Annotated in this window: 10 protein-coding genes and 2 tRNA genes; 9 read left to right on the forward strand and 3 right to left on the reverse strand. The window is 62.9% G+C overall.

The features are described 5' to 3' along the window. Window positions 1–173 precede the first annotated feature (173 nt). From cpdR to KD146_RS00450, 3 genes are all read left to right on the forward strand, one after another. Window positions 174–533 carry a cell cycle two-component system response regulator CpdR gene (gene cpdR / locus KD146_RS00440; RefSeq protein WP_269370139.1) on the forward strand — a complete coding sequence of 120 codons (360 nt, stop codon included), beginning with the start codon at window positions 174–176 and terminating at the stop codon, window positions 531–533. 109 nt (window positions 534–642) lie between these two features. Next, a tRNA-Val gene (locus KD146_RS00445) sits at window positions 643–717 on the forward strand. Between the two features lie 29 nt (window positions 718–746). Further along, a tRNA-Val gene (locus KD146_RS00450) sits at window positions 747–821 on the forward strand. Window positions 822–983: 162 nt separating this feature from the next. On the opposite strand, the gene KD146_RS00455 is transcribed toward KD146_RS00450, so the two are convergent. Beyond that, window positions 984–1,598, reverse strand: coding sequence for a pyridoxamine 5'-phosphate oxidase family protein (locus KD146_RS00455; RefSeq protein ID WP_212656805.1), 615 nt, complete (start codon window positions 1,596–1,598; stop codon window positions 984–986). A gap of 106 nt (window positions 1,599–1,704) precedes the next feature. Between KD146_RS00455 and msrB the strand changes: the two genes are divergently transcribed. Further along, a complete protein-coding gene (gene msrB, locus KD146_RS00460) occupies window positions 1,705–2,109 on the forward strand; it encodes a peptide-methionine (R)-S-oxide reductase MsrB (protein ID WP_212656806.1) in 405 nt (134 codons plus the stop codon). 152 nt (window positions 2,110–2,261) lie between these two features. Here the strand turns inward: msrB and hrpB are convergent, their stop codons facing one another. Further along, window positions 2,262–4,718 (reverse strand): ATP-dependent helicase HrpB, encoded by a 2,457-nt coding sequence (hrpB, locus tag KD146_RS00465; protein WP_212656807.1) that lies wholly within the window; start codon window positions 4,716–4,718, stop codon window positions 2,262–2,264. Between the two features lie 60 nt (window positions 4,719–4,778). Here hrpB and KD146_RS00470 point away from each other — a divergent pair, with 60 nt between their 5' ends. Beyond that, window positions 4,779–5,642 carry an aldose 1-epimerase family protein gene (locus KD146_RS00470; RefSeq protein ID WP_212656808.1) on the forward strand — a complete coding sequence of 288 codons (864 nt, stop codon included), beginning with the start codon at window positions 4,779–4,781 and terminating at the stop codon, window positions 5,640–5,642. Here KD146_RS00470 and KD146_RS00475 read toward each other — a convergent pair whose 3' ends face one another. After that, the gene (locus KD146_RS00475; protein WP_212656809.1) at window positions 5,643–7,154 is read right to left on the reverse strand and encodes a helicase HerA domain-containing protein; all 1,512 of its coding nucleotides are present in this window, start codon (window positions 7,152–7,154) and stop codon (window positions 5,643–5,645) included. It abuts the gene before it with no gap. 244 nt (window positions 7,155–7,398) lie between these two features. Here KD146_RS00475 and KD146_RS00480 point away from each other — a divergent pair, with 244 nt between their 5' ends. From KD146_RS00480 to KD146_RS00495, 4 genes are all read left to right on the forward strand, one after another. After that, the gene (locus KD146_RS00480; RefSeq protein WP_212656810.1) at window positions 7,399–9,021 is read left to right on the forward strand and encodes an ABC-F family ATP-binding cassette domain-containing protein; all 1,623 of its coding nucleotides are present in this window, start codon (window positions 7,399–7,401) and stop codon (window positions 9,019–9,021) included. A gap of 112 nt (window positions 9,022–9,133) precedes the next feature. Then, window positions 9,134–10,435, forward strand: a complete 1,302-nt coding sequence (locus tag KD146_RS00485; RefSeq protein ID WP_212656811.1) for a Gfo/Idh/MocA family protein — start codon at window positions 9,134–9,136, stop codon at window positions 10,433–10,435. Between the two features lie 109 nt (window positions 10,436–10,544). Next, window positions 10,545–11,219 carry a GntR family transcriptional regulator gene (locus KD146_RS00490; RefSeq protein ID WP_212656812.1) on the forward strand — a complete coding sequence of 225 codons (675 nt, stop codon included), beginning with the start codon at window positions 10,545–10,547 and terminating at the stop codon, window positions 11,217–11,219. A 194-nt stretch (window positions 11,220–11,413) separates the two neighbouring features. Continuing rightward, window positions 11,414–12,388, forward strand: coding sequence for an aldo/keto reductase (locus KD146_RS00495; RefSeq protein WP_212656813.1), 975 nt, complete (start codon window positions 11,414–11,416; stop codon window positions 12,386–12,388). Window positions 12,389–12,395 lie beyond the last annotated feature (7 nt).

Below are 12,395 nucleotides of genomic sequence, written 5' to 3' on the forward strand. Positions count from 1 at the left end.
GGCCGTTTCCGGCCAATCGTTGATTTGGCCCCCAGTTTCGCCGTTTGTGACAGAATTGTCCACATTCTCGCAATTTTGCTACCCAGAATCGGGTTGCGTTTGCAGAACGGCAAACTTGCCTTAAACATCGCAGCCTAGAGTGCGACTCAAGCCCAGACGGCCGGAGAAATTTGATGAAGCGAATTCTGCTTGCAGAAGACGATAACGATATGCGCCAGTTCCTGACGCGCGCCCTCAAGAATGCAGGCTATGAGGTGGTGTCGTTTGATAATGGCCTCTCCGCCTATGAGCGCCTGCGCGAGGAACCCTTTTCGCTGCTGCTCAGCGATATCGTGATGCCTGAAATGGACGGTATCGAGCTGGCGCGGCGCGCCACCGAGCTCGATCCTGATCTCAAGGTGATGTTCATCACCGGCTTTGCAGCGGTTGCGCTGAACCCCGATAGCGAGGCTCCGAAGGACGCTTCGGTGCTCAGCAAACCGTTCCATCTCAAGGACCTCGTCAACGAGGTTGAGCGTCTGCTGGCGGCCTGAGATAAAAGACTATCAGATTTGTGCGGATTGCCCTCTTGACCCCCCATCGGGTTTTATGGTCTATCCGCGCCACTGGCAGGGCCTAGCGGCGCTGCCTTCCCGGAGAGATGGGCGTATAGCTCAGCGGGAGAGCACCTCGTTGACATCGAGGGGGTCACAAGTTCGATCCTTGTTACGCCCACCATCTCTCTGACAGACTTCGCCAATGGCGACGGGAGTATAGCTCAGCGGGAGAGCATTCGCTTCACACGCGAAGGGTCACAAGTTCAATCCTTGTTACTCCCACCATTTGCCTTCGATCCCGGTGAAGGCGGTCTGCAAATTCCAAATTTCTGCGCTTCCAGTGCTCACGTGCCGAATGCACGCTGCGCGCTGGTTCTCGACATTCAGAATTTTCGACTCACCTTGACCGGTTCGAAGCCAAATGGTGCCTGACGAACCGATGGTGGTTCACCACATGGTCTGTCTGGCGCGTTCGGGCCAGGCTTGGTCGTAGGCGTCGCCGCCGACCTGACTGTCGGTCATGCCCGCGAGGATTTCGCCGGGGGTGGGCAGGCTGGATGGGTCGAGGTGTTTTTGCGGGTTCCACAGCTCGGCGCGGATGATGGCGCGGGCGCACTGGAAATAGAGTTCGTCGATTTTCATCACGATCACCGAGCGCGGCGGTTTGCCCTCCACGGCAAAGCTTTCCAGCAGGTCGGGATCGATGCTGATGCGGGCGCGGCCATTGGCGCGGAAGGTGGTGCCGGAGCCGGGCAGCAGGAACAGAAAGGCGCAGCGCTCATCGCGCACGATATTGCGCAGCGAATCGATGCGGTTATTGCCGCGCCGGTCGGGCATCATCAGCGTGGTGTCATCGTGGACGCGCACAAAGCCGGGCTGGTCGCCGCGCGGCGAGCAGTCAATGCCCTCTGGCCCGATGGTGGCGAGCGCGGCAAAGGGGCTGGCTTCGATCAGACGGCGATAATGCGGGGTCATGGTGTGCGCCACCTTGGTGGTGGAGGCCGCAGCGGGCGCCGGTGTATAGAGCGCCTCAAGCTGGGCGAGGGAAGACACATAGGACATGGAGAGCCTGTGGTTTCAGCCCGAAGTGATGGAGCGGGCACTAGGTGCGACAGCTAACTGATCTTATATTGCCAACCAGTGACAAGGCGACAAAAGGAGTAAAGCCATGGATGCCCATGCTTTCAAGGTAACCCGCACCGACGCGGAATGGCGGGCCAAGCTGACGCCGGAGCAATATCAGGTGATGCGCCAGCACGGCACCGAGCGGCCGGGAAGCTGCGCGCTGCTGCACGAAACCCGACAGGGCACATTTGTCTGTGCGGGCTGCGATACGCCGCTGTTTGAAGCGACACTGAAATTCGAGAGCGGCACAGGCTGGCCCAGCTTTAATGATCCGCTGCCCGGCTCGGTTGAAACGTCCTCTGACACCAGCCACGGCATGACCCGCACGGAATGCCATTGCGCTACCTGTGGCAGTCATCTGGGGCATGTGTTCCCCGACGGTCCACCGCCAACCGGGCTGCGCTATTGCATCAATGGCGTGGCGCTGGAGTTTGAACCGGCTGAATGATTAAGGGCCCCGGGGTGATCCGGGGCTTTTTTGTTTGGGCATCCCCACCTAGCCTCCCCCTGATAGGGGGAAGGACCTAGCGGTGGGCGTGGCGTGAATTTGCCAAATAATCAATCTGTTCATCTCCCTTCAGGGGGAGATAGGTGGGGGCTTTACGTCCCGCGGGGTTTTGCCCTTGCGGTGGGGCGGGCCTTGGCGGGGTCGTCGGGCCAGGGGTGGCGGGGATATCGGCCCTTGAGCTCCCTGGCGACGTCGGCCCAGGAGCCGGTCCAGAAGCCCGGAAGATCGCGCGTGGTCTGGATCGGGCGATGGGCGGGCGAGAGCAGGATCAACAGCAAACGAATGCGGCCATTGGCGATGGTAGGGTGGCGGGTGAGACCGAACAGCTCCTGCACGCGGATTTCGATCGCCGGGCCACCTTCCACCGCGTAGTCGATGGGGACGCCATTGCCGGTGGGGGCGGTGAAATGGCTGGGCAGCAGTGCCTCGATATCCTGACGGCGCGCATAGGGCAGGAGCAGGTCGAGCGCGGTGCGCAGGTGTTCGCCGGTGACCTCTGAGAGCTTGGTCAGACCAAACAGCGCTGGCGTGAGCCAGTCGTCGACCGAAGAACCAAGGGCCTGGGCGGACAGATCGGGCCATTCGTCGCCCAATGTGGTGTGCAGGAAGGTGGCGCGGGCGCGCCAGGCGGCCTGATCGCGGCTCCAAGGCAGCAGATCAAGGCCACGACGGGCGGCGGCTTGTGCCAAAAGCCCCGCGGCCGCCTCGGGATCGTCCACCGGCGCGGGTTCGTCGGCCAGTTTGAGGGCATCGAGCTGGCGGGTGCGGCGGGCGCGGACGCTGGCCGATGAAGCGTCATAGGTCAGGCTGGTGGTGGCGGTGATGCGGTGGGCAAAGAGATCTTCAATCTCGTCGCGAGCGAGCGGTGCTGCGGCGCGGATGCGGCCGGTGGCGGCGGCTCCTGTGACGTCGGTGACCACCAGGAAGGGCTGGCCAGCAAGGGCGTCGGTTTGATCGAGGCTGGCCTGACGCCCATTGGCAAGACGGAAGCGTCCGCGGGCGCCAGCGGCCTGGGCAACGCGGTCGGGGAAGGCGCGGGCGAGGTGGTAGCCTGCGGAGAGATTGCCGCCCATGCCGCCGCCGGCCAGACGGGCCCAGCGCTGGGCAAGGGATCTTGCATCGGCGGCGCGCTTGCCGGTTTCGCGGCGGAAGCGGTCGAGGCGGTGGGTGAGATCGGTGCCATCACCCCCCAGACCGCGCTCGCTGGTCAAGACGGCGAGCTGGGCGGCGGTGAGCGCATCGTCTTCGGCGGCTGCGGCAATGACCATATGGGCGAGGCGTGGGTGCAGCGGCAGGGCCGCGAGCGCCTTGCCATCGGGTGTCAGGTGGCCCCCGGCATCAAGCGCGTCGAGGCGCTTCAGCAGGGCCGTCGCCTCGGTCCAGGCCGGGGCGGGCGGGGGATCAAGGAAAGGCAGGCTTGCCGGATCGCTGACGCCCCAATTGGCCAGGTCGAGCACCAGACTGGCCAGATCAGCCGCCAGGATTTCGGGGGTGTCGAAGGGTGCCAGAGCAGCGGTCTGGCCCTCGTTCCACAGGCGAATGCAGATGCCGGGGGCGGTGCGGCCGGCGCGACCACGGCGCTGATCGGCGCCGGCGCGGGAAACGCGGCGGGTGTCGAGGGTGGTCAGCCCTGTGCCGGGTTCATAGACGGGCACGCGGCGAAAACCGGAATCGATGACGATGCGCACGCCATCAATGGTCAGTGAGGTTTCGGCAATCGAGGTGGCCAGCACGATCTTGCGGCGACCGAGTTCGGCAGGGCGAATGGCGCGATCCTGCTCGGCGGGCGTGAGCTGGCCAAACAGCGGGGCAATATCGGTATTGGCGGGGACGCGGCCGGTCAGGCGTTCGGCGACGCGGGTGATTTCGCCCTGACCGGGCAGAAAGACTAGCGCCGACCCCTGATGGTCGCGCAGGGCAGTCAGGACAGCGTCGGTGACCTGATCCTCAAGGCGCTTGAGCGGGTCGGGTTCAGCATGGATCGTCTGTACCGGAAAGGTTCGGCCCAGGCTCTCGATGACCGGGGCATCACCAAGCAGGCTGGCGACGCGGGCACCATCAATGGTTGCAGACATGACCAGCACGCGCAGATCGGGGCGCAGGGCGGCGGCATCCAGCGTCAGGGCCAGACCCAGATCGCCATCGAGGCTGCGCTCGTGGAATTCATCGAAGATGACGGCAGCGATGCCGGTCAGTTCGGGATCGTCGAGCAGCATGCGGGTAAAGACACCTTCGGTGACGATTTCGACCCGGGTTTTTGCCGAAACGCGGGTGTCCATGCGCACGCGATAGCCAATGGTCTGGCCGATGTCTTCGCCGAGCAGGCGTGCCATCTGTCCGGCAGCGGCGCGGGCGGCCAGGCGGCGAGGCTCAAGCATGATGATGCGGCGATCGCCGCGCCAGGGGGCGTCGAGCAGCGCGATGGGGACGCGGGTGGTTTTGCCAGCGCCGGGCGGGGCAACCAGAACCGCATAGGGCCCGGCAGCCAGTGCGGCGTTCAGGCCGGGCAGGGCATCATCAATTGGCAGTGACGGCATGGCGCTGGGCATTGCCGGTTCATGGCGGATCAGCGAGATTAGGGCAAGGGTATCAATGGGGAGAGTACACGGATGGATCTATCGCGGATCGGCAATGAGCAGGTAAGCGTGGTGGTCTCGCCACTGGGCGCCGAGATGCAGTCGATCGAGACCAGCGATGGCCAATCCTGGTTGTGGGATGGCGATGCGGCATTCTGGGGCGGTCGATCACCAGTGCTGTTTCCCATGGTCGGCAAGGCTCCCGATGATCACATCAGTGTGGACGGCCAGCGCTATCCCATGGGGCAGCACGGCTTTGCGCGGCGCAGCGACTTCACACTGGTGGCGAGCGACGCGGTGTCGTGCCGGCATGAGTTGAAAGCGAGCCAGTCGAGCCGGACGGTCTATCCGTTTGATTTCGTATTGAACTTGGAGCATCGGGTCGAGGGACGCGCCGTGGTGGTGACGGCCCAGGTGCACAATAGTGGTGACCGGCCCATGCCTTACGGGATCGGTTTCCACCCCGCCTTTGTGTGGCCGCTGCCCGGTTGCGACGGGCAGGTCCATAGCGTGGTGCTGGACAATGGCGCCGAACCCAAAATGGTGCGGTTGAGCGGTGGGCTGGTGAAACCGGCGGCGCTGCCCTCGCCCTTTGCGCAGGGCCATCTGCGGCTTGAAAGCGCGCTGTTCGACAGCGATGCGATGGTGTTTCCCGCGGGAGCTGGCGCGGGGCTGTGCTATGGCGCAGGGGACAAGGCGATCCACTTCACATGGGAAAACCTGCCCAATTTCGCACTGTGGTCCAAGCCGGGCGCGTCATTTGTGTGTCTTGAGCCCTGGCATGGCACGGCGGCCGAAGTGGGCGGTTCGGACGCGCTGGATGAGCGGCCCTATGTCGAGGTGCTGGGGCCGGGAGCGACGGGGCGGTATGGGTTCAGGGCGGAGATGATCGGCTAGCTATTCGGCGGCGCCGCGCTCGTCGATCATGGTGTCGGGACCATTGGGGTCGCCGGCGGCGGTTTCGGCGTTGAGGTCGGGGAAGGCCACGATGCGGTTGTTGCGGAAGTCGAGCCGCACGACAAGCAGGCCGCGTTCTTCAAACCAGGTCAGCAGGCGCCGGGCGCGGCTGGATGAGTGGGTGCCGTAGAGCCGGGCCAGGGTGGCATCGGAGGGGCAAGGCGCGCCGCTCAGAGCCGCCTGGGCCATGACCAGGAAAACGCCCTGCACATCGTCGGTCAGGGTTTCGGACATGGCCAGTGCCTGCTGCCAGCCATCGGAGCTGGCGGTTTCGCTGTCGGGGGCGACGCGGGCCACGGCCAGCTTGCGCTTGAAGGCAGGCAGGGCGGGGGGCTCGCCGGGCACGCGGCGAATGCGGCAGCGCACCAGAAAATCCTGATAGAGCACAGCCACGGTGCGGAAGCTGGCATCGGGGTCGCCCAGCAGTTCGGCCATGATGGCATCGATCTGGCTGTCGCGCTCGGCTTCATCGATCTCGGGGAACAGCGATTGCGGCTCGGTTTCAGCCTCGGGCCGGGGGCGCGAGAGCTGGGCGAGCAATTCGTTGGTTGATGGTGGCGGCGGTGGTGGCGGGCGGCGCACGGCCGGGCGGGCGATCTCATCGGCAGAGGCGGTGAAGATCAGATCGGCGGCATCGAGCGGGGCTTCGGGCAAGGGAGTCAGCTTGGGGCTGGTGGAACGCGCCTGGGTTTCGACATCGCCAATGGTGACGGGCAGGGGGCGGCGCGAAATGGCGGGGCCCAGGGCCACGAAGCGGCCACGGGCCAGATCGCGGAACTGTTCAGCCTGACGCTTTTCCATGCCCAGCAGATCGGCGGCGCGGGCCATATCGATATCGAGGAAGGTGCGGCCCATCAGGAAGTTGGAGGCTTCGGCGGCCACGTTCTTGGCCAGTTTGGCAAGACGCTGGGTGGCGATGACGCCGGCCAGGCCTCGCTTGCGGCCACGGCACATCAGATTGGTCATGGCAGCCAGCGAGAGCTTGCGGGCCTCGTCGCTGACCTCGCCGCCTGCAGCGGGGGCAAAGAGCTGGGCTTCGTCAACCACCACAAGCACGGGGTACCAGAAATCGCGATCGGCATCGAACATGCCGCCCAGAAAGGCAGCGGCAGCGCGCATCTGTTGCTCGACATCGAGACCCTCAAGATTGAGGACGACCGAGACGCGGTGCTGGCGCACACGGGCGGCAATCCGGGTGAGTTCGGATTCGGTGCGGGTGGCGTCGACGACCAGATGGCCGAATTTTTCCGAAAGGGTGGTGAAGTCGCCCTCGGGATCGACAATGCATTGCTGCACCCATGGGGCGGACTGTTCGAGCAGGCGGCGCAACAGATGCGACTTGCCCGAGCCCGAATTGCCCTGCACCAGAAGACGGGTAGCCAGCAATTCTTCGAGATCGAGCGTAGCGGGCACATTGCCGCTGCCCATACCCATGTCGATTGCTACCTTCATCAAGTCTCCGGATTGCTGGTCGCACCCGATTGTGTCGGGGACCACGCCTTGGGCAAAAATACTGACACTGCGTTAGCACATACCGGCCCCGATTCGGGCGAGGGTGCGCCGATCAAACCACAGCTTTGGGTTTTGCGCGCTCTGGCAGCCAATGCATGCTTGCGCCAGCGCGCCACGAGTGCTTAACGACAGCCAATCGACGGTCGCACCATCGCGTGGCCGCCAGCGCAGGTTAGTTTATTTCATGATTCGTCTCGAGAGCATTGGCAAGCAAAACGGCAAGCAGATTGTCTTTATCGAGGCGTCGGCGGCGCTGCAGAAGGGTGAAAAGATCGGGCTGGTCGGCCCCAATGGTGCAGGCAAGACGACGCTGTTCCGCATGATCACTGGCGAAGAGCAGCCCGATGAAGGCCAGGTATCGGTCGATCGCGGCATCCAGATTGGTTATTTCAGCCAGGATGTCGGCGAGATGGCGGGCCGCAGCGTGGTGGCCGAAACCATGAATGGTGCGGGCCCGGTCAGCGAGCTTATGGCCGAGATGCGGGTGCTCGAAGCCGATATGGGCGATCCGGACAAGGCCGACGAGATGGACGCCATCATTGAGCGCTATGGCGAGGTACAGGCACGTTTTGAGGAGCTTGATGGCTATTCGCTGGATGGCCGGGCGCGCGAAGTGCTGGACGGGCTGGGCTTTTCCCAGGAGATGATGGATGGCGATGTTGGCGCGCTGTCGGGCGGCTGGAAGATGCGCGTGGCGCTGGCCCGCATCCTGCTGATGCGGCCTGATGCGCTGCTGCTGGACGAACCAAGCAACCATCTGGATCTGGAAAGCCTGATCTGGCTCGAGGCGTTCCTGAAGAATTATTCGGGCGCATTGCTGATGACCAGCCATGACCGTGAGTTCATGAACCGTATCGTCAACAAGATCGTGGAGATCGATGCGGGGAATTTGACGACCTATACGGGCGACTACGAGTTCTATCAGCAGCAGCGTGCGATTGCCGACAAGAACCAGCAGGCGCAGTTCGAGCGGCAGCAGGCCATGCTAGCCAAGGAAATTGCCTTTATCGACCGGTTCAAGGCACGTGCCAGTCATGCGGCGCAGGTGCAGAGCCGGGTCAAGAAGCTCGACAAGATCGACAAGGTGGAGCCCCCCAAACGGCGCCACACCGTGGCGTTTGAATTCCGCCCGGCGCCACGTTCGGGCGACGATGTGGTGGTGATCAAGAATGTCGACAAGGCCTATGGCAGCCGTACCATTTACGACGGGCTGGACTTCCATGTGCGGCGCCGCGAGCGCTGGTGCATCATGGGCGTGAATGGCGCGGGCAAGTCGACGCTGCTCAAGCTGGTGGCCGGGGATTCCAAGCCCGACAATGGCACGGTCAATGTCGGGGCGAGCGTAAAGATGGGCTATTTTGCCCAGCACGCCATGGATGTGCTCGATGGCGATCGCACGGTGTTCCAGAGCCTTGAAGACGCCTTCCCGCAGGCCGGACAGGGGCCATTGCGGGCGCTGGCAGGCGCCTTCGGGTTTTCGGGCGATGAGATGGACAAGAAGTGCCGCGTGCTGTCGGGCGGCGAGAAGGCGCGGCTGGTGATGGCGCTGATGCTGTTTGATCCGCCAAATTTCCTGGTGCTGGACGAGCCGACCAACCATCTGGATATCGCGACCAAGGAAATGCTGATCAACGCGCTGCGCCAGTTCGAAGGCACCATGCTGTTTGTCAGCCATGATCGCCACTTTCTGGCCGAGCTGTCCAATCGGGTGCTGGAACTGACGCCCGAGGGTGTGCACACCTATGGCGGCGGCTATAGCGAATATGTGCAGAGTACCGGTCAGGAAGCGCCCGGATTGCGCAGTTAAGCAGCAGGGATCGTGATTTGGCGATATCGCGGATTGACACTCGCAGTCATATGATCAATCTTGTATGGAAGATGTAACTGGCCCGTTCGGCCCTCTATCCCAGCAGCAAGACATGACCAAAAAATTCGCCATCGTCGGCACCGGCGGACGTCACCAGATGTTCCGCGATGCGGTTGCCATTACCCATGCAGAGAGCGCCGATCTGGTCGCGCTTTGCGATGTGAATCAGAGCCGTCTGGCCCTGTCGGCCCACAAGGTGCCTGACAAGACCGGCAACGGCATTGCCACCTATCTGGCTGAAGATTTCGACACCATGCTCACCGAGCAGGACCCTGATACGGTGATCGTCACTACGCCGGATTACCTGCATGACGAGTACATTGTGCGGGCGCTCGAAGCCGGTCGCAATGTGATGACCGAAAAGCCGATGACGATCGATGTGGCCAAGCTCAAGCGCATTCTGGATGCGCAAAAGGCCAGCGGCAAATCGGTGACGGTGACCTTCAACTATCGCTATTCACCGGCGCGTACGCAGCTCAAGGATATTCTGCAGAGCGGCACGATCGGCGAGATCACGGCAGTGGATTTCCGCTGGTATCTCGACCGGGTGCATGGCGCCGACTATTTCCGTCGCTGGCACCGTTACAAGGACAAGTCCGGCGGGCTGCTGGTGCACAAATCAACGCACCATTTCGATCTGCTCAACTGGTGGGTCGCTTCAACGCCCAAGAGCGTGTCGGCTACCGGCAAGAGGGATTTCTATACGCCGGAAATGGCGATCAGGCTGGGCCTGGAAGGCCATGGCGAGCGTTGCCACACCTGCCCTGTGGCCCACAAATGCGAGTTCCGCATGGACCTTGAGGCCGATGAGGCGCTCAAGGAGCTTTATCTCGATACCGAGGGTGATGACGGTTACTGGCGCGACAAATGCGTGTTTGCCGAGGACATCACCATCGAGGACACCATGCAGGTGCAGGCACAATACGCTTCGGGTGCCTCACTGAACTATACGCTGGTGGCCTATTCCCCCTGGGAAGGGCTGGAGGTGAAATTCCACGGTACCAAGGGTGAACTGACCCATAAGCACATCGAAGTGCACGGCGTGTTCGCCGGCGGTAATCGCGACAGGGAAGAACGCGACAACGTCACAACCGAGCTGCATCTGGCGGGCCAGCTGCCGCAGAAGATCGACGTCTGGGAAGGCGCGGGCAGCCATGGTGGCGCCGATCCGATCATGCTGGGCTATCTGTTTGATCCGGCCAATATGGAAGCGGACAAATATGGCCGCGCATCGGACCAGGTGTCGGGTGCCTGGTCGATCCTGACCGGTATTGCGGCCAATCAGTCGATCGCCAAGAATGGCGAGCGGGTGTTCGTCGACGAGATGCTGGCTGCGGCCGGAATTGTGCTGTAACGGCTGATCTGGGGGCACCAAGCCCCCAGAAATCTGTGGAAGGCACGCAATCGGGGGGCGCATTCCCCCGATTATCCGGCCCATGGTCGGAGCGGGGGGATTTAACAAGGTGTCGACCCAGGTGCTTGAAGTAACCGAGGAGACCATGGCAATGCGCGTCGTTGGCGCATTGCGTGACGAAATCGTCAGCATGGCGCTCAAGCCGGGCGATGTTATTTCCGAGAGCGACATTGCGGGCCGCTACGGTGTGTCCCGCCAGCCCGTGCGCGAGGCGTTCATCCGGCTGGCGCAGCAGGGTCTGCTGCTGATCCGCCCCAAGCGGGCCACAGTGGTCAAGAAAATCTCCCCCGAAGGCGTGCGGCAATCGCGCTTTATCCGCGAATCCATCGAAGTGGAGATCGTGCGGCGTCTGGCGGCCCATCCGGGCGAGGCAGCGGCGGTGCTCAAGGCGCTGATCGCAGATCAGGAAACGGCCTCGGCGGCCAATGACAGTCGCGGCTTTCACACGCTGGACGAATTGTTCCACCGCACCATGGCGCGGTTGGCGGGCGTGGAATATGCGTGGCAGCTGATCGATGATCACAAGATGCAGCTCGATCGGGTGCGCTATCTGACACTGGGGGCGTCGTCCTCACGGGTGGCGATTGACGAGCACCTCAAGATTGCCAAGGCCGTGGCCGAAGGCGACATTGCGGGCGCCGAAGCGGCAATGCGGGCGCATCTGGCGCGCGCTGAAGTGCTGCTCAGCCAGACCATTGGCGATCATCCCGATTATTTCGAATAGGATGACGCATCCGGGTTGACCGGGGCGACCCCTGCGGGTCAGGCTTTGTCATCGAGCTCCATGCGCGCTGCCCTAATCTGGCCAGCTGCGGATCGGTTGGCCATCCAGAACATTATCAAGCAGTGATGGGTGCACAGCGCCTGTCGGGCGCGCAGCGAATGCGCTCGCGCGAGAACCACAAAGGACAGCACGGCATGAAAACGCGGCGTTTGGGCAAGACGGGTTTTGAGGTTTCGGAAATCGGGCTGGGCTGCTGGCAGCTGGGCGGCGATTTCGGGCCGGTGGGTGACGAGACGGCTACAGCTATTCTCGATGCCGCCAATCAGGCTGGCGTGACCTTCTGGGACACTGCTGACGTCTATGGCGGTGGCATGAGCGAAAGCCGGATCGGCGGCCATGCCAAGGGCGCCGGTGTGCATGTGGCGACCAAGCTGGGGCGTGGCGGTGGGTTGTTCCCCGACAATTATTCGAAGGAAGGCATTCGCAAGAGCCTTGAGGGGTCAGCCGAGCGGCTGGGTGTCTCTTCGCTGGATCTGGCGCAGTTGCACTGTGTGCCGCTTGGCGTGCTGCAGGATGGCGCGATTTTTGGCTGGATGGATGAGCTCAAGGCCGAAGGGCTGATCAAGCATTGGGGCGCCAGTGTCGAGACCATTGAAGAAGGGCTGATCTGCCTGGAACAGCCCGGCCTCGCCACACTGCAGATCATCTTCAACCTGTTCCGCCAGGATGCGGCCGAAGTGCTGCTGCCCAAGGCGGCAGAGAAGGATGTCGGCATTATCGTGCGACTGCCGTTGGCCAGCGGGCTGCTGAGCGGCAAGTTCAGCAAGGACACGCAGTTCGAAGCCAGCGATCACCGTAATTATAACGCCAATGGCGATGCGTTTTCGGTGGGCGAGACCTTTGCCGGCATCCCGTTTCAACGCGGTGTGGAGCTGGTCAATGAGCTCAAGGGTTACGCGCCGGGCGGCATGGAGATGAGCCAGTTCGCACTGCGCTGGATTCTGGACCATCCCGAGGTCTCGACCATCATTGCCGGGGTGAGCAAGCCCGAGCAGCTGGCCGACAATGTCGCCGCCAGTGAACTGCGCAGCCTGTTCCCGGCGCTGATGGGCCAGCTCAAGAGCTGGTATGAGGAAAGCGTCAAGCCGGAGATCCGGGGCGGCGTTTGAGCCCGAC

Source organism: Devosia litorisediminis, from assembly GCF_018334155.1.
Lineage (GTDB): Bacteria > Pseudomonadota > Alphaproteobacteria > Rhizobiales > Devosiaceae > Devosia > Devosia litorisediminis.